This is a genomic window from Oscillatoria sp. FACHB-1406, from assembly GCF_014698145.1.
In the GTDB taxonomy this organism is placed as follows: Bacteria; Cyanobacteriota; Cyanobacteriia; order Cyanobacteriales; family Spirulinaceae; genus FACHB-1406.
The window spans coordinates 189509-207598 of the sequence record NZ_JACJSM010000003.1 but is presented as its reverse complement, the minus strand read 5'-3'; the positions used below and the strand labels follow the sequence as shown (position 1 = coordinate 207598).

Sequence of the window (18090 nt, the reverse complement as noted above, 5' to 3'; positions counted from 1 at the left end):
GGATTAATTGAAGTTGCAACCCTTGGCTTAGAGGTAAATGATTTTTCAGTTGATGTTTCAATCCCTGATAGGGATTAATTGAAGTTGCAACTGCATCAGTAAAAATTACTTCCTCATCCTTGTCGTTTCAATCCCTGATAGGGATTAATTGAAGTTGCAACGCTGCCAGCAGATGCGATCGCATCATTGGAGAGGTTTCAATCCCTGATAGGGATTAATTGAAGTTGCAACCTCAAAGTGAAGATGCGGCCCTGTACCCGCATCTCCCGTTTCAATCCCTGATAGGGATTAATTGAAGTTGCAACCGCTGCATCTGAAACCCTTACTGTATTTAGTTTTCGAGGTTCGATTCCGGGAGACTTTACCCAAAGTACCATTTCAGACTCCAGCTTGTCAATTGCGGGGGGAGCAATAAAGCCCAAAACCCTTACAGAATAAGCATCCTAGCGATCGCGGGAGACTCAAAAAAGTAAAAAGTGCCTCAAACGCTTACAGCACCTCGATTCTAGCCTCTAAAAATAGGGAGCCAATTTGTACACCCCCACTCTCCCGGCAATCCGACCCAAAAATCCAATCGGCTCGATTAGCTCAATACCACCCCTACAGTCTATCTTCTCGCGATCGCAGCACAAACAAAATCCCGCTCCCCAGTCTCCCCCTCTCCCCCTCTCCCCCTCTCCCAGTCCCCCAGTCCCTACTCACTCAACTTCTCCACCAACAACCACCCCCCCGACTCATTGCAACGCCCCCAAACCGAAATTTCAGAATTATTCCGACACCTCGCTAACTTCTCATTCACCTCCGGACGCACCGAAATCAACGACCAAATCTTCTTCTCCTGCCTCGAATTCAACAACCGAATCCGATAACCAGAACCCTCCAACTGTCGAAAACTCCCCCGATAAAAATCCCCCGCTTCCACCTCACTCGAAAACTCATCCCCCACCGCACAGCAACCCGCCGCCGGATACGCCTCCGGTTCGTCCAAATAATAACGCTGCCACTTCCACCAATCCGGATGGTTGGGTGGTAAATTGAGTAACGGAACCACCGCCGCCGGAGCAAGCGCATCCTCGAGCAGCGCCGCCTGCAACTCTCGCACCGGCAAACCCTGCGGCGAACAGCCCAACTCTACGCACAGCGCCGCCGCCATCCCCGCCGCCTGCCCGATATTCATCACCGTCGGTTGCAAGCGCGTCGCGCCGTTCGCAATATGCGACACCGAAATATTTTTCTCGCAAACCAACAACCCTTCCACTTCCGCCGGAACCAGCGCATCGTAGGGCAAGCTAAACGGAGTTCCCGTCCAGCGTCCGCCCCAACGCATCGATTTCGGCTGCAACGGGAACTTTACCCCCGGATAATGATGATCGTTAGCATAATTTCCTACTGCAATGCTGCGAACTTCCCCCGCCCCATTACGCGGCAGCGGCGCAACGCAACCGCCCGGAATCGGTAAAATATCGCCCTCGGTTACGGTAACTTTTCCTCGCAAGCGGCGACTTTCTCGGTAGTAAGGATGCAGCGCAAAAGCCGTCTGTAACGCTTCCTCCGCCGCCACCAGCAAGCGCGGACTCTCTGGGAATACCCCCGTCGCCAAACCGTACTGTCGCCCGCAGTGCTGCTGCACGAAGCGCACAAACCCTTGGGAATGCCAAAACGCCTCCTGATGGAATTCTCGCCGCGCTGCTTCCGACTCCACTAAACGGTTTAACTTTTCCCCGTAATCGTTGCCGAATTTTGGCCAATTCATCATCAACAAGCCGCCGCTGATGCGCCCGTAGTTCAAAAATTTCTCTTTCCCGTACCCTTCCCAAGCCTCGGAAAATAACTTGGGATTGTACCCCGGCGGGGCGGGAATTTCTGGCGCGCGCTCTCTTTTACCGCAATCTTGCAAGAAAACTACCCATGTTGGCGCTTGTACGGGATAGCGGGCAGTTAATTCGTTAAATGCAGGCGGGGCGCTGGGTTCGTCGAATTCTTCCTGCAACTCCCAGCCCCAGCGATGCGGCACTTCCGCTAAACTCAGCAAATCGCCGAGTTCGGTTCCGTCGAGGGTAATCTTGGCGCGAACTTCGCAGGTGTCAAAGCGAACGCCGGTGATGCGCTTGCCGTCTTTGAGAACGGCGCGGGGGCTTTCGCCGCGAATCCATTGAAGATTGGGGAGACTTTCCACCCATTCGGCAAAAATTTCTGCACCGATGCGGGGATTGTAAGTAAACAAACTCACCCAACTGCGATCGAGTCCTCCCGGTTGTCGTTGCTGGAGTTCTCGGAGGTATGCGCCCCAAAGTCCGGTTTGCAGGGCTGCGAGTTCGTTCCCGTCGGGGGCAGAAACGCCCGCACAGGTTAGCATTCCGCCCAACCAGGGGAACTCGCTAACGAGGATGGTTTGCGCGCCGCGACGGGCAGCTTGGATGGCAGCAGCAGTGCCTCCCGTACTGCCGCCGACAACGAGAACGTCTGCGGTGTGTTGGGAGAGGGGAGAGGAGGGGTTGGGGGACATTGAAGGGAGAATGGAGTCGTTTTAAGTCAATACTAAAAGCGATCGCGTCTACTCTAAAGATCGCGATCGCTCTTTATCCTACCCTTCCGCGATGCAGTAGCGCGTCAAAATCCGCATCACTTCTCCTTGCACGGGCGACGGTAACGGCGGACTCCACTCCCCAACCTCAGTTTCAATCGCAATAGAGATTCGGCGCGATCGCTCTCAAGTTTGACTGACGTAGGAGCGATCGCGTTTGAGTTTGTACGAGCAGAGTATAAGAGATTCCTCCCTCAGAATCAAGCGATACGACAATTTATTTTGTCGTAGCGGCAATTTTTGCTTCGAGTTAAAGTCCCAGAGTGCTAGCATTTCCTTGCAGGAACGGGCGAGGAGTCGGGCGTTAGCAGTGATTGATTGGAGATTGGCTGTAGTGATGGCAGAACGCAATATCAGCAATAAAGAATTAGCCAAAAGAACGGGAATGCACCCAACTTCGATTTCCAAACTAAAAACCCGTCGCCGTCTCACCCGAATAGACGAACACACGCTGAATCTCCTTTGCGAAGCATTGAATTGTCAGCCGGGAGATTTAATGGTTTATACGCAATGACGGGGTGCAATTAATGACCTTTGGGCAAAAATTGAGGGCGCAACGAGATAAATTGAGTTTAACGCGAATACAAGTGGCGAGGGCGTGCGACGTGGTTGAGTCCACCGTCATCAACTGGGAAACCGACAGACACCTTCCCAAGCTTTACCCATTACAGATGAAAGCATTGTGCGATTTGCTCGAGATAACGCTGGAGGATTTAGCTCTTTGGATGCGGTGACGGGGAGACGGGGTGACTGGGGGACGGGGTGACGAATTTTTAGGGTGCGAGAATTTCCTTAACCCGCTCGGAGGGAATTCCAGTGCGGATATAGCTTGCCCAATCGCGCAGAAAATCCGGGCGATCGATCGCCTCTATCTGCCAATTCGGAGAGGCTTCATAAATGCGCGCTAGCTGCTCGATATAATCCAGAACTGGCTGTTTGAGAGACTCTGGCATCGACAAATAAAACTGTCCGATATCGTCCAAGTTTGCGGTACTCTTAAGGTTAGAATTTTTCCGATAAATTGCTAAGCTAATACTAGCCGCTCGTTTATAAGGTTCGGGATAATTCGGTTCCAGAGCGATCGCGCGGCGATAGAGAAATAGAGATCGCTCTAAGTCGCCTTCCTTGTAAGCCAGATCTGCCTCAGCCCATACTTTTTCGTATTCTTCAGCCAGCCTTACCGTCACCTTACACCAATGACCGTCGGGCGGAATATAACGCTGTGCTATCTCTCTTTCGGGGGCAGAAAGATCGATTGACGGAACCGAAAAAATCTGATATTCATAAGTTCCCGATTCTTCAATCTTCACCAGCAAACTTTCGTGATAAGGCGTTTGCTTCACTGAATTTGTAAAAGGTTTTACCTGTCCGCCCGAAATCAATTCGGGGTAGCAAAGCTTGGGGTTTCCGGGACTGATTTCTCGTTCTAACGCCAGAGTTTCTCCCGATCGCGCGGTAAAGCGGTAAATGCCATTGCGATCGGGAAAAGTGGGAGCATCCAAGGCGACAACGGTTTGAGTCAATAAAGCGAATACTGAGGGGATTAAAGTTAGGAAATAACTCATATTGTGGAGCGGCTTAAATCTTATTTTTTTGACCAAATGAAACGAACAATTCTCCCACGTATCCTCCTAAATACTTTTCGCATTATAAAGACTCATCGCTTTTTCGACCCCTTCCCTTAAACTCATTTCCACCGCATCGCTAGCCAGGTACAAAACTTCCGTAATTACGGGTTGTTCTTGCGGAGAAAAACGTCCTAAAACGTGAGAAATTGTTTCTTTGTCTGCGCTCGATTTACCAATCCCAATTCGCAAGCGCGGGAAGTCTTGCCCTCCGACATGGGCAATAATTGATTTCATACCGTTATGTCCGCCCGCCGAACCGGATAAGCGCATCCGAATGCGTCCGATGGGTAAATCCATATCGTCGTAAATCACTAATAAGGATTCGGGTTGCAGTTTGTACCAATCGAGAACGGCGCGAATTGATTCGCCGGAACGATTCATATAAGTTAGCGGTTTGAGGAGGTAAATTTTATCGCCTTTTGGCGCGCGTCCTTCCGCAATTTTTCCTTTAAAACGGCGATTTTCTTGCCAGGATAGTTGCCAGCGTTTAGCTAAGGCATCAACAGCTTCAAAACCAATATTATGCCGTGTTTTATCGTATCTCGGTTCGGGATTGCCTAAGCCGACAATGAGTTGAGGAAAAAAGGTCAACATAATTCGTAATTGATAATTCGTAGTTCGTAATTATTAAATTGCGACGGTTCTAAATTGGATATCCTCGATCTCCCCGTCACCCCCTCAGACTCAAATCACAATTTAAATACAGCACAGCTTAGGGCAGGCAGCGCCCACCAGCAAAGACTTTTGTGCATTGAGAAACGGATGTTCGCGTTTCAAGTTGCGCTATAAATCTTCCGCAAGTTTTGCCCACCCTACTTCATTAATTATCCATTATCCATTGTCAATTATCCATTATTAAGGTGTTTGTCGAGCAAGGCTTTGGCGCGGGGTTTATAGATTAAGTGGAACAGCGATTCGAGGTAGCGCAGTAAGTCTTCCCGGTTTTCTTTTGCGGTGAAGTTCCAGAAGCCGTAAACTCGCGCTAAAGAGAGTAATTTGGTGGTATGGATTTTCCAGGTGTAGGTACTGTAGACGCGATCGATTCCGCCTTGAGAAATTTCAGCCCAGCGATTTGGATTGGTTTCGCATTCTTTCACAAAGTCAAGAATTTTTTGAGCCATTTCTTCTAGGTTAGTTGGATTGATGTAAAATCCGTTTTTCCCGTCTTCAATGATTTCCAAGGGGCCGCCAAATTGGGTTCCAAAAGTGGGCAATCCGGTAATCATCGATTCGAGAATGGTTAAACCGAAGGCTTCAAAGAGGGCGGGCTGTACGAAGATGCCTTGGCGATCGGCGATAACGCGATAGATTTCCCCCGAATCGGCTTTTGGCAAGCGCACGCCCAACCAGCGGATTTTATCGTATAAGTTATATTGCTCGATAACGCGATAAAGGCGTTCGATTTCGTCGCGTTCTTCAGCATCGCCGGATTCGTCAGCACGCAATTTTCCGGCGACTAAAATTAGGTTGCAATGTTCTTGCAGTTCTGGGGAACGTCCGAAACATTCGGCAAGTCCGGTTAAGTTTTTGATGCGATCGAGGCGTGCCATTGAAAAGATCGGACGCTTGCTGGGGTCGGCAAGTTTTCCGAAGGTTTGGGCGGGGTCGTCGAGGGTAAAGAGTAAGTCTTGGAGGGATTCGTGCAAGCTGTGCAGGCGTTCTTCGGGGCGATCGTAGGGGAAAAAGACGGTTTCATTGACTCCCGGCGGTACGACGTTGAATTTCGGCGAGAAGAGTTCGATCCCGTGGACGACGTGGTACAAATCGGGCATGGTGAAGCTTTGATAGGATTCGTACTGTCCGACGCTATCGGGACGACCGATAATTTCTTGGTAGGTGCTGCTGATGACGCAATTGGCAGAATTCATCGCGATTAAATCGGCGGTGAATTGCAGGGAGAAGTGATAGTTATCCTCCATTTCCTGCCAGTAGAGGTTACTGAAGAGATATTTCGATTTTTCGAGGGCGTGGGCGATGATGAATTGGGTCACGCCTAAGCGACGGGCGAGTAAGAATGCAACGAGGTTGCCGTCGGAGTAGTTCCCGATAATGAGGTCGGGTTTGCCCTGGAATTCGCGATAGAGTTCTTTTTCGGCATCGATCGCGTAAGTTTCAAGATAAGGCCAAATCTCGAAGCGAGAAACCCAGTTTTGGGTATAGTCGGGGTTGAATTCCCGGAAGGGAACCCGCAAAATCCAAGCATTCTTCGTCCCGTGGACTTTTTCGAGGCGTTCGTTACAGCGAGTCCCGTCGCTGTTGGGGATCAGGCGAGAGAGGATAATAACTTTGGTTTCAACGTTTAAAACACTCAAACCGGCGAGTTCGACCTGTTCTTCGAGTTGCAGTTCGAGACTGCGGGCTTGGTCGAGAACGTAAACGACTTGTCCGCCGGTATCGGGGCGACCGAGTACGCCTTCTTGTCCGAACCATCCGTGGACGGAGACGAGGACAATGTTAAAAATGATAGGCAGGCGGGAGAGGAAGGTTTCGAGGTTGCTATCGTCGGGAGAATCGATCAGATCGTCGAGGAGTTCTAGGGTTTCGCGGACTCTGGCGGCGGTGTTCCCCCATCCCGGTTCAAAGCCGAGATTTTGGAGATCGAAGCGAAAATCGGCGTAGGCGCGATCGCGCGGCAATCCCGACACTAAATCGATCGCTTGCTTCAGTTGGGCAGAGAGTTGTGCTTGGTTTTTGATGCGCCCGTTAATCAGTAGGGGAATGCCTTTATAGCTGTGTAAGCTGAGAAAAGTGTAGAGCGCCGACAACCATTCTTTGGAATCTTGAAAGAGTTTGCTGGAAAGGTAGCGGTTAAGAAATTGTACGCCCTTACCGATGTTTTTGGGGTCGCGTAGGGTGGGAGAGTAGTCGTAGAAGGGTTGCAGGTCGATTTCAAAGATATCGCCTTCGTCGGGATTATAACGGTTGACGAGGCGATCGCGTAAATCGAGAACTTGAGGAACGCTCATCGATTCGACGCTTAAATCCGCCAAATACACGCGATAAACTTCTTCTTTGGCAATCCCGGGGCGTAGAACCCAGCACGCACTTTCCAATTCAAGAATAATCTCTTGAGTGCGTTCGATCAGTTTTCCGAGGGCAGAAGTCCGGTCAACGGCTTCTCCTGACTGTTGCTGTTGGCAAAATTGCTCGAATACGGTTTCAATGTCGTTCCGCAGGAGATATTGTTTATCCAAAGCGCGTAAGGCGTTGATAAACTCTTGCAGGGCAATTTTTTGTTCGGAGTGGATAACGGCTTCAATCAGTTGCGACATGAGAAATTCTGAATAATTGTGTGTTTTCTGGCTTCTACTTGGAGTCTTTGGCGTTTGAATGTTTGGAGGGAGAAGGTGCCAATCGGGGAAATCCAACACTTAATTATTCCTATAATTGCTCGAATCGGGGAGCGCAAATCTTAAAAACTCTGTATTTTTTACAATTTTTTTAGGAAAAACCGGGCTTCGCGACAGAAACCCGGTTTCTATTTTTCCGTTCGATGATTCCCTCAGCTAATGCGCTGCGGGCTGATAGCCGCGCCACACGCCCACCAGCACCCCTTGAATTTGCACCAAGTCGGCGGCAACTTCAATGGGAGAATACTGGGGGTTGGAGGGTTGGAGGGTAACGGTTCCTGCGTCGCAATAAAAGCGTTTGAGGGTGGTTCCATGTCCTTCGACGCGGGCGGCAACAATCGTGCCATTTTTCGGCTGTTCGCGTTCGGGCAGCGATCGCACGATCGCCATATCCCCATCCGTAATAAAATCCTCGATCATGCTATCCCCCGTCACCCGCAAGGCAAAGCAGTTGGGTTGCCGGAAGATATCGGTTAAATCGAGTTGTTCTTGGGTATCGGTGAACGGTTCGACTAAGCCCCCCGCTGCTATTGAACCCAAGACGCGCAACCCTTGTTGGGGATGTAAAATCCGGATCGTGCGCGCTTTTCCCGCTGTCCAGTCGATGTACCCTTTATTTCTCAATCGTTCCAAACGACTTTGAATCGGGGCGGGAGATTTCAGATTCATCGCCTTCATCATCTGACGAATCGAGGGCGGATGTTGTTGGCTGTGAATATATTCCACCAACCAATCGTAAAGTTCCTGTTGCGGTGCGGTTAAAGTTTCCATAGACATCCATCATGGGTCTAGTTACAGTCGGCTGCATCTTTCTCAGAAAAAGCTCGGAAAGATGTTAGCTTCGATCCAACTTTACCGTACTTTTAGAACCTCTGTACTAAAATAGTAAAAATTTTCGAGTTTTTGGGGTCGAGAGGTAAAGAGAGTAAAACAATCAAACTTGACCGGACTCGTTGAAATCATCAACATCGGGCGGCGGTTCGATGGAGTCCGAGTCAGCGGTTTTGCCAGCTAGACGGTTTTTGGGGAGAACGCCCCGACGTTGCAAACCGTCGCCGGAGTCTTGAATTTGTTCGGATAAATTTCGGAAAACGAGGGTATAAATATCGGTGGGCATTTCAATGTTCGCAGCGTCTAACCCTTCCTTAATTGCCTGAATCACTTCTGAGGTGGTACTTAAAAACCCGGAACGTCGCGAATCGACCCAAAAGCGAACGTCAAGATTGACCGTACTTGCGGCGAGTTCTGTCACAATAATACTGGGATGCGGCTCTTGCTCCACTGCTGAGATTGTCTTAATTGCAGCATAAATCGTTTGTTTTGCCAGGGCAATATCTTCGCCGTAATCAATTCCTACCGTTACCGAACTGCGACGGCGCGGAGAAGCCGTATTGTTAATAATGCTGGCGGCAAAAACTTTTTGGTTGGGAATATAAACCAAACGACCGTCGTAAGTTTTTAGGGTTGTGGCACGCAGTTGAATTTGAGCAATAGTGCCTTCGTAGTCACCGATAATCACTTGGTCGTTAATGCGAAAAGGACGCGCCGCCAAAAGGATTACGCCGGAAATATAGTTGCTGAGAACATCTTTGAGACTGAAACCGATAGCAACACTGGTCAAGCCTAACGCGCCGAGTAAAGCACCAAAATCGAGTCCTAAAACGCCTAATGCGATGACACTACCGCCAACCCAAACTCCACCATAGCTCAAACGCCCGATTAAAATTTCCGTACTGGGGTCGCCTTCGGTTTGCTTAGCCCACTTGTAAGCAAGGTAGCGCACGATTTTCGCAACGATGAAGGTTAGCAACACAACCACAATTGCGCCGAGGAGGGCGGGAAGATTGCCGATCGCATCGCTTAATAAATCGCGGGTAGTACCATACAATCGCTGTCCGACATCGATCGCGAGGGGCGGTCGGTTGAAAGCGCGATTGAGTTTATCCGCCCACAGGTCTCCTAGGGCTTTCACTTCCACACCAAAATCCTGTGCGTCTTGTTCGTTGATGGTCATTAAGACGCGATTGTTGGCTTTGAGGGTGGCAATATTTCGGGTTGCGTCGATATTGACCGTGACGGGTTCGATTTTGTTACCCCGACTAAGGAGACTGGCAATACGACGATTGATAATCTTAGCGCGATCGCTCGCATTCACATCAGCTAAACTGCCCACCTGAAACACGGGTCTGCCCCGCACCAGTATGTCGGCAAAATAAAGCCCGTCGCTGCTAACAGAGGACGCATCAGACTCGTTACTGGAGGGAGTCGCGCTGGGTTGGGCTTGGACGACGGGAGAAACGAAGAGAAGGAGGCTGCATCCTACTACTAACACCCAGCGGGTTTTCGAGACCCTCCACCGACGGCGCGATCGCAGAGTGCGATTCTGAAACAACTGTTTCAATCGAATACTAAACTTAAACAACACGACAATTCATTGAGTAATTCATGGACTCATCATATCTACTTTTCCGCTTACATTCAATTTTAGCTATTCTGAAGCCAGCTTATCGCACAATCCCCACTAATCCTACTCTTTAAGCGTTAATCCATTCATTGAAGTTAGAAATTTGTGACCTGAAATCACGAACTACGAACTACGAATTACGAACTACGAATTACGAATTACGAATTACGAATTACGAATCGGTCTACCTCGCGAACCAGAAAACCGCTATAGTTAACCCATATAGCAATAACTAATACTGAGTTTGGGATAGGGGTTACTCGTGTTTAATTGGTTCCGCCGTCAGTTCAACGATCGCGACAAACAAGAACAAGACCAAAATCTACCAGAAGCGCCCGCTGTGACCGAGGCGGAATCGGAACCCGAAGTTGCCGAAGCCGCTGCCGAGTCAACGCCGCAAGAAGATTACCTGAAGTGGGCAAAAGCCGCTTATCAAAGCATTCAGCAGCGTCAGGGACAATTGCAGGAGGAATCGTCAGCAGCCGCAGAAAGTGAAGAAGTCCCGGCAGAGGAAACCGAAACCCCTGAAAGCGAACTCGTTGAAGCAGTTGCCGTAACTACAACCGAAGTTGAAGAAGCACCCCAAGCCACCGATAGCGAACTCGCTACTGAAGTTGCTGAAGCTGCAACCGAAGCTGTAGAAGCGATTGCAGCAACCGAACCCACTCCGGAAACCTCCGAAAGCGAACTTATAGAAGCAGTTGCCGAAACGACAACCGAAGTTGAAGAAGAACCCCAAACCCCTGAAAGCGAACTTATAGAAGCAGTTGCCGAAACTGCAACCGAAGTTGAAGAAGAACCCCAAACCCCTGAAAGCGAACTTATAGAAGCAGTTGCCGAAACGACAACCGAAGTTGAAGAGGAACCCCAAACCCCTGAAAGCGAACTGACTGAAGAAGTTGCCGAAACGACAACCGCAGCGACCTCGGAGACGGAAAGCGCCCCAATGCCCGCTTGGATGCGAAAATCGGACGCGCTCGAACGGTTGAAAGAAACCGCCATAGACCTGCCCGAACCCGAAGTTCCTCAAAAAGCAGCCCCGAAAACCACAAAACCAGCCGAAAGACCCGCAATTCCGGGCATGGACTTCGATGAAGAGTTTATCTGGTCGGCGCAAGTTTTGGCAGCGCAAGGACGCAAACCGGAAGACATCGATATCGAAGAGATTAGCTGGCTGAAGCGCTTGCGCCAGGGGTTGGGCAAAACGCGGCGCGGTTTGATTAACCAGCTTAAAGCCGTGGTGGGGCAAGGGCCACTCAATGCCGATGCAGTAACGGAGATTGAAACGCTGCTGTTGCAGGCGGATGTGGGCGTTGAGGCGACGGATTACATTATCGAAACCTTGCAAGGCAGGCTGCGGCAAGAAGCGTTACCCCCAGAACAAGCGATCGCGTTTCTCAAAGATATTCTTTCCAACTTGCTCGATGCACCCCTGCAAGACCAGGAAAATTATATCCTCGTTCCCGAGAAAGATAAGCTCAATATTTGGTTGCTGACGGGCGTTAACGGCGCGGGAAAAACCACCACCCTCGGCAAACTCGCCCACCTCGCCCAAAAATCCGGCTATCGCTGTTTGATTGCAGCAGCCGATACTTTCCGCGCGGCCGCCGTCGAACAGGTGAAGGTATGGGGCGATCGCTCGAATACGCCTGTCATTGCCAATCCGGGAAAGAATACCGATCCGGCTGCCGTGGTGTACGATGCGATCGCGGCCGCTCAATCCCGCAATACCGAACTCCTGCTTATCGATACCGCCGGACGCTTGCAAAACAAGAAAAACTTGATGGAAGAGTTGGCAAAAATTCGCCGCATCATTGAGAAAAAAGCGCCCGATGCTAACGTTGAATCCCTACTCGTCCTCGATGCTACCCTCGGACAAAATGGCCTGCGACAAGCCGAAGTCTTCTCGGAAGCCGCAAAATTAAGCGGTGCAGTCTTGACAAAATTGGACGGAAGTGCTAAAGGTGGCGTTGCTCTGGCCGTCGCGCGGGAGTTAAACTTACCGATTCGTTTTATCGGTGCGGGGGAAGGAATTGAAGATTTGCGCCCATTTTCGAGTTATGAATTTGTGGCTGCATTGTTGAGCGAATAAAGTTTTAATCTTCTTTTTCGCGAAGCCTGAATCTTCCGATTAACTCCCTTCAATTTTGCGTTATACCAATTCTCAGTTACAATGCACTAAATTTTTCGTCGTAGGGGCAGCCACATTGTTATGCACTCTTCGGGAATCGCTCAAAATCCATGAGATATTGGTATTAAATGGTGCGTTACGACGTGCTTAAAAGTATGACGCGATCGCGTTTTTTGACTTTAGACATAATTCAGCGAATAGCGAACTTTTAATCGTTCGCTACTCACTCTCTATTATCCCTGCGCCGCCGCAGCCCGAGCCGCCGCCGCTTGTTCCGGATGAATCCCCAAGCGCGTCAAATTAATCCGTCCGCGCGAGTCAATTTCGCGCACTTTCACCACGACTTCATCGCCGACAGCGACTTCATCTTCCACCTTACCGACGCGCCCTTCAGCCAGTTGCGAAATGTGAATCATTCCTTCCTTTCCAGGCAGAATTTCTACAAACGCGCCAATCGTAATGATACGCACGACTTGACCGACGAAAACATCGCCTTCGGAAACCTTGCGCGTCATTCCTTCGATAATCTTCTTCGCTTGCGTGGCTTTCTCGCCGTCCGTCGAAGAAATAATCACCGTACCGTCGTCTTCGATATCGACTTTCGCGCCGGTTTGTTCGGTAATTCCCTTAATCGTCTTCCCGCCAGGGCCAATAACCAATCCAATTAAGTCCGGATCGATCTTAATCGTTAATAGGCGCGGCGCGTAAGCCGAGAGATTAGCGCGCGGTTTGTCGATCGCGCTCAACATTTTCTCTAAAATATGAAGGCGAGCGGGTCGTGCTTGTTGAATGGCGCGTTCTATAACCTCCATCGACAATCCCGTAATCTTCATATCCATTTGCAAGGCGGTAATCCCGGTATCCGTCCCTGCAACCTTAAAGTCCATATCCCCGAGAAAATCTTCAATCCCTTGAATATCAGTCAGAACGCGAACTTCATCGCCATCCTTAATCAATCCCATCGCCGCACCGCTGACGGGTTTAATAATCGGCACGCCCGCATCCATCAGCGCCAAAGTGGAACCGCACACCGAACCCATCGAGGTGGAACCGTTGGAAGACAGCACTTCAGAGACGACGCGCAGGACGTAGGGAAACTCTTCTTTCGGCGGAAGGACGGGAACCAACGCGCGTTCTGCTAGCGCGCCATGACCGATTTCCCGACGACCGGGGGAACGCATCGGTTTGGTTTCGCCGACGGAGAAGGGCGGAAAATTATAATGATGCAGATAGCGCTTCTCGCCTTCGGGATGCAAATCGTCCAACTCTTGTGCGTCGCCAGGAGTCCCGAGGGTCGCAATCGATAGAACTTGCGTCAGTCCGCGCTGGAACAACCCGCAACCGTGAACGCGCGGCGGCAGAATTCCGACTTGGGCGGAAACCGGACGCACTTCATCGAGTTTGCGCCCGTCCACGCGCACGCCGTCTTCAATAATCTGGCGGCGCATTAACTTTTTGGTCAGTTTTTTGAAAGTATTGGGAACCGCTTGACCTTCAGCGGCGACGCGCAAGGGGTCGTCTTCGGGCAGTTCGGCGATGGCCGCGATAATTTCGGTATCGCGAATCTCATCGAGAAGGGTATCGCGGCCCTTTTTGTCAAGGGTAAATTGCGAAAGAACGGCTTTAATTTTATCGACGGCGCGATCGCCGATAAAATTCTCGAGGGTATTATCGACGACGGGCGGTTCTTCCACCACCAAAGTAATCCCCAACTCTTCCATCAACTCCTGTTGGGCGGCAATCAGCGTTTGTACGGCTTCGTAGCCAAACTCAATCGCTTCGATAACATCCTGTTCTGGCAGTTGGTTGGCTCCTGCTTCTACCATCACCACGCCATCGGGACTGCCCGCCACGACTAAATCCAAATCGCCTTCTTCGATTTCCTTGTAGGTGGGGTTAATGATAAAGTCATCTCCGACTAAACCCACCCGCACGGCTGCCATCGGCCCCTGGAAGGGAATTTGCGCCAGCAACACGGCCACGGAAGCTCCCGTTACGGCTAAGACATCTGGAGGCACTTGCTCGTCCATCGACAGGGTTGTCGCGATGACTTGAATGTCGTCTCTAAGCCACTGCGGGAACAAAGGACGCAGCGGGCGGTCGATTAAACGGCTGGTGAGCGTCACTTTTTCGGGCGGACGACCTTCGCGTCGTAAAAATCCTCCCGGAATGCGACCGGCTGCGTAGAGTCTTTCTTCGTAATCTACCAACAGCGGCAAAAAATCCATGCCTTCGCGACCGGGAGAGCGAGTCGCCGTTACCAAAACTGCCGTATCTCCGGATTGGATTAAAACCGAACCGCCCGCCTGGGGCGCGAGTAAACCTGTTTCGAGTCGAATATCCCGTCCTTCTACAAAGGATATCGACTTAGCAATCTCTAGCATCTGCGTGCTTTTCCTTTCTATTTTCAATCTATCTTCTTCTCTTGGAAAATCGTAGCACTTCTAGACTGGCGCTGCGAGGATCGGGTGTTGGCTTGGAAATTAAAAATTAAAAATTAAAAATTAAAAATTAGGAGGCTGCAATTGTGGCGATCGCGAGATCCATCTGCCTCCCTCTCCCTCTTGGTAAAATGCAGACTGCGGAATGTTTGTCCGTACCGTCCTTCCTTTCGGTATGCTGGAAGCGGGAGGTAATGAAGCCAACCTACGGGTAGGGTAGGGGCATCCCTCAAACAATGCACGCATCCCGGCAGCAGATGTTTAACAAACCGTTTGCTGTTCGCCGATCGCTGTTGACTGATTACTGTTTACCGATCGTTGTTCCATAGCGTCATGGCAATTCTACACGGTAGTTGGCTATCCAACGAAACCCACAGTTCTTTCTGGATTTGGTGCGAGACTTGGCGCGGACGCGCCGCTCGGGATGTCCAACCGACGGCGGGAGAAATTCCGGTGCATCCTTTTGCGATGAAGTTATCGGAGTTGCTGGCGTTTTGCGCGGAACGCCCGTTGGTACTGCCGATTAACCTCGAAGAACGCTTGCAAACGCGATCGCTATATTTACCGAGCTATCGGGAAGAGGAGGACGCGCCGTTTTTGCCGCTGCTGTCGGAAAGTCGCGATCGCGTTGCAGAATTGGGTCAGTTACCATTGCAGAGGTGGCAAGTCGAGGGAATTGCGCTGGAGCCGCAGGAAGCCGCACAATTTTTGCAGGCTGTGCCGTTAGGCTCGTTGGAAGGCGAGCGCGCTTATCCGGGCGGTTCTTTGCGCTTTTGGGCGCAGGTTTATCGCTGGAGTTTGGATTTGGTGGCGAGGTGCAAGTTTTTACCGGGATTGGCGCAAGAGGAAGAGGGAAGGGCGCGCAGTGCGTGGTATCCGCTGCTCGATAGCGCGATCGATCGCGCGCGGTTGGCGCAAATGTCCCGTTTGATGCCTGCGGTTTGTCGCGCCCATGCCGATGGAGAAATCGAACCGCAAGGGCTGCTATTGAGCTTTTTGGGGGCGATGGTTAACGTGCAGGTGCGAACGTGGTTAGAGGGCAGTTTGAAGGTCACGAAACCCTCTTTCGTGCAGCAATGGTTGCAATCGCTGGCGAAGTCTTCCGGACAGTTAGCTGCCGAACCGGAACAGTTACACCGCGCCCTTGCGGCGATTGAAACTTGGACGCGCCCGATTGAAGATTTTGTGGTTACGCCCGAGGCGAAAAAGTTGGGCGGCGATCGCTTCCAAGCCTGTTTTGTACTCCAACCGCCCAGCGAAGGCGAGGTTCGATGGGGCAAGTTGGATTGGAAGTTAAATTATTGCTTGCAATCGGCGAGCGATCCGGATATTTCCCTCGATGCGGCAACAATTTGGCAGTATCCGGTAGATGAATTGCGTTACTGCGATCGCGTCATCGCCAACCCCCAAGAATCTTTGCTCCAAGGATTGGGCTTAGCCGGTCGATTGTACGCTCCCATTTTAGCGAGTTTGGAGCAGCGACAGCCGACGCAATGCTTATTAAATCCCATCGAAGTTTACGAGTTTGTCCGCTCTAGTGCTTGGCAATTACAAGATAATGGCTTCGGAATCATTCTGCCGCCGGGATTGGCTTCGGGGCGAGGCGAAAAGCGCTTAGGACTCAAAATTAAAGCTAAAGTTTCCCGAAAAAAAGGCGAGCGTCTCGGCTTAAAAACGCCTTTAAACTATCAACTCGAACTCGCGGTGGGCGATACTTCTATTTCTCGGGAAGATTTCGATCGCCTCCTCGCCCAACAATCGCCCTTGGTTGAAGTTGACGGCGAATGGTTAGCCTTGCAGCCCGCCGACGTGCGCGCCGCCCAAGCCGTTCTCGCCCCAAATACCGAACCCCTACCGCTACTCGTTGAAGATGCGCTGCGGTTGAGTACCGGCGAGACAAAAACGCTGGCAAAATTACCCGTTACGGGCTTCACGGCAACGGGCGTTTTAAAAGAACTGATCGATAATTTAATTGATAATAAACCGATTCAAATTGTTGAAACGCCGGAGGATTTTCGCGGCGAATTGCGTCCTTATCAATCGTTCGGTGTCAGTTGGTTGGCATTTTTGGAACAATGGAGTTTTGGTGCTTGTTTGGCGGACGATATGGGACTCGGAAAAACGCCACAATTCTTAGCATTTTTATTACATTTAAAAGAAAAAAATACTTTACAAAAACCTTGCTTAGTGGTATGTCCGACTTCTGTGATTGGCAACTGGGAACGAGAAATTAAAAAGTTCTCGCCGACGCTAACCGCTTCCGTTCATCACGGCGATAAGCGCGATAAAGGAACGACATTCGCTAAAAATATCCGCAATAAAGATTTAGTGATTACCAGTTATTCGTTGCTGTATCGAGATATTAAAAGCTTGGAGACGATTGATTGGGAAGGCGTGGTATTAGATGAGGCGCAAAATATCAAAAATCCTCAAGCAAAACAAGCTCAAGCGGCACGCAGTTTAAAAGCAGGTTTTCGGATTGCTTTAACGGGAACGCCAGTTGAAAATCGCCTTTCTGAATTGTGGTCGATTTTAGAGTTTTTAAATCCGGGATTTTTGGGCGGACAGCAGTTTTTTCAACGTCGCTTTGCAATTCCGATCGAAAAATACGGCGATCGCGATTCATTGTATCAGTTGCGATCGCTCGTTCGCCCTTTCATTCTCCGGCGCTTAAAAACCGATAAAGAGATCGTGCGCGATTTGCCGGAAAAGCAAGAAATGAGCGTTTATTGCGGTTTATCGGTAGAACAGGCAACGCTTTATCAACAATTAACCGAAGAATCGCTACAAAAAATCGATGCAGCGGAGGGAATCGAGCGTCACGGTTTAATTTTAACGTTGTTGTTGAAACTCAAACAATTGTGCAATCATCCCGCTCATTATCTCAAAGAACCGCGCTTGGAACGGGGGGCGCGATCGGGTAAATTGTTGCGCTTGCAGGAAATGTTGGAAGAGGTGCTAGCGGAAGGCGAAGGACTGCGCGGTTCTTTACAAGATCGCGCCCTCATTTTCACTCAATTTGCTGAATGGGGCAAGCTGCTGCAACCTTACTTAGAACGGCAATTAAAAACGGAGGTCTTATTTTTGTATGGTTCCACGTCGCGCGATCGCCGTCAAGAAATGGTCGATCGCTTCCAACACGATCCCGAAGGCCCTCGCATCTTAATTCTATCTTTAAAAGCGGGCGGAACCGGGTTAAATTTAACCCGTGCCAACCATGTTTTTCATGTCGATCGCTGGTGGAATCCCGCTGTCGAAAATCAAGCCACCGATCGCGCCTTCCGCATCGGACAGCAGCGCAATGTCCAGGTGCATAAATTCGTCTGTACGGGAACTTTGGAAGAACGCATTGAAGAGATTATTAATAGTAAAAAACAATTGGCAGAGCAAACGGTTGATGCGGGGGAACAATGGCTAACAAAATTAGATACAGAACAGTTGAGAAACTTGCTATTGTTGGATCGCAGTGCAATTTTAGATGAAGAATAAACC

Annotated in this window: 11 protein-coding genes and 1 CRISPR repeat array (1 of these 12 running past the window's edge); of the genes, 4 read left to right on the top strand and 7 right to left on the bottom strand. The window is 50.2% G+C overall.

Annotated elements, in window-relative coordinates:
• Nucleotides 1-305: direct repeats of the CRISPR family, unit length 37 nt; unit sequence GTTTCAATCCCTGATAGGGATTAATTGAAGTTGCAAC (it extends 596 nt beyond the left edge of the window).
• 389 nt (nt 306-694) lie between these two features.
• Nucleotides 695-2506, bottom strand: coding sequence for an FAD-dependent oxidoreductase (locus H6G50_RS05115; protein ID WP_190713895.1), 1812 nt, complete (start codon nt 2504-2506; stop codon nt 695-697).
• Between the two features lie 388 nt (nt 2507-2894).
• On the opposite strand from H6G50_RS05115, the gene H6G50_RS05110 reads away from it, so the two are divergent.
• Entirely contained in the window at nt 2895-3098 is a 204-nt protein-coding gene (locus H6G50_RS05110; RefSeq protein WP_190713894.1) for a helix-turn-helix domain-containing protein, read from the top strand.
• A gap of 13 nt (nt 3099-3111) precedes the next feature.
• The gene (locus H6G50_RS05105; protein WP_190713893.1) at nt 3112-3318 is read left to right on the top strand and encodes a helix-turn-helix transcriptional regulator; all 207 of its coding nucleotides are present in this window, start codon (nt 3112-3114) and stop codon (nt 3316-3318) included.
• A 39-nt stretch (nt 3319-3357) separates the two neighbouring features.
• Here the strand turns inward: H6G50_RS05105 and H6G50_RS05100 are convergent, their stop codons facing one another.
• The 5 genes from H6G50_RS05100 to H6G50_RS05080 form a co-directional block, all read right to left on the bottom strand.
• Nucleotides 3358-4149 carry a hypothetical protein gene (locus H6G50_RS05100; RefSeq protein ID WP_190713892.1) on the bottom strand — a complete coding sequence of 264 codons (792 nt, stop codon included), beginning with the start codon at nt 4147-4149 and terminating at the stop codon, nt 3358-3360.
• Between the two features lie 66 nt (nt 4150-4215).
• A complete protein-coding gene (pth, locus tag H6G50_RS05095) occupies nt 4216-4806 on the bottom strand; it encodes an aminoacyl-tRNA hydrolase (protein WP_190713891.1) in 591 nt (196 codons plus the stop codon).
• Between the two features lie 251 nt (nt 4807-5057).
• Nucleotides 5058-7484 (bottom strand): sucrose synthase, encoded by a 2427-nt coding sequence (locus H6G50_RS05090; RefSeq protein ID WP_190713890.1) that lies wholly within the window; start codon nt 7482-7484, stop codon nt 5058-5060.
• Nucleotides 7485-7718: 234 nt separating this feature from the next.
• Nucleotides 7719-8339: a transcriptional repressor LexA gene (gene lexA, locus H6G50_RS05085; protein WP_347239877.1), complete on the bottom strand. Its 621-nt coding sequence runs from the start codon at nt 8337-8339 to the stop codon at nt 7719-7721.
• A 157-nt stretch (nt 8340-8496) separates the two neighbouring features.
• Nucleotides 8497-9963, bottom strand: a complete 1467-nt coding sequence (locus H6G50_RS05080) for a mechanosensitive ion channel family protein (RefSeq protein WP_242032714.1) — start codon at nt 9961-9963, stop codon at nt 8497-8499.
• 325 nt (nt 9964-10288) lie between these two features.
• On the opposite strand from H6G50_RS05080, the gene ftsY reads away from it, so the two are divergent.
• Nucleotides 10289-12118, top strand: a complete 1830-nt coding sequence (ftsY, locus tag H6G50_RS05075) for a signal recognition particle-docking protein FtsY (RefSeq protein WP_190713889.1) — start codon at nt 10289-10291, stop codon at nt 12116-12118.
• A gap of 272 nt (nt 12119-12390) precedes the next feature.
• On the opposite strand, the gene H6G50_RS05070 is transcribed toward ftsY, so the two are convergent.
• The gene (locus H6G50_RS05070; RefSeq protein WP_190713887.1) at nt 12391-14541 is read right to left on the bottom strand and encodes a polyribonucleotide nucleotidyltransferase; all 2151 of its coding nucleotides are present in this window, start codon (nt 14539-14541) and stop codon (nt 12391-12393) included.
• A 390-nt stretch (nt 14542-14931) separates the two neighbouring features.
• On the opposite strand from H6G50_RS05070, the gene H6G50_RS05065 reads away from it, so the two are divergent.
• A complete protein-coding gene (locus H6G50_RS05065; RefSeq protein WP_190713885.1) occupies nt 14932-18087 on the top strand; it encodes a DEAD/DEAH box helicase in 3156 nt (1051 codons plus the stop codon).
• Nucleotides 18088-18090: the final 3 nt, after the last annotated feature.

Coding starts and splice junctions, on each gene's coding strand:
- H6G50_RS05115 (WP_190713895.1), bottom strand. CDS start 2,506: ATGTCCCCCAACCCCTCCTCTCCCCTCTCCCAACACACCGCAGACGTT.
- H6G50_RS05105 (WP_190713893.1), top strand. CDS start 3,112: ATGACCTTTGGGCAAAAATTGAGGGCGCAACGAGATAAATTGAGTTTA.
- H6G50_RS05100 (WP_190713892.1), bottom strand. CDS start 4,149: ATGAGTTATTTCCTAACTTTAATCCCCTCAGTATTCGCTTTATTGACT.
- pth (WP_190713891.1), bottom strand. CDS start 4,806: ATGTTGACCTTTTTTCCTCAACTCATTGTCGGCTTAGGCAATCCCGAA.
- H6G50_RS05090 (WP_190713890.1), bottom strand. CDS start 7,484: ATGTCGCAACTGATTGAAGCCGTTATCCACTCCGAACAAAAAATTGCC.
- lexA (WP_347239877.1), bottom strand. CDS start 8,339: ATGTCTATGGAAACTTTAACCGCACCGCAACAGGAACTTTACGATTGG.
- H6G50_RS05070 (WP_190713887.1), bottom strand. CDS start 14,541: ATGCTAGAGATTGCTAAGTCGATATCCTTTGTAGAAGGACGGGATATT.
- H6G50_RS05065 (WP_190713885.1), top strand. CDS start 14,932: ATGGCAATTCTACACGGTAGTTGGCTATCCAACGAAACCCACAGTTCT.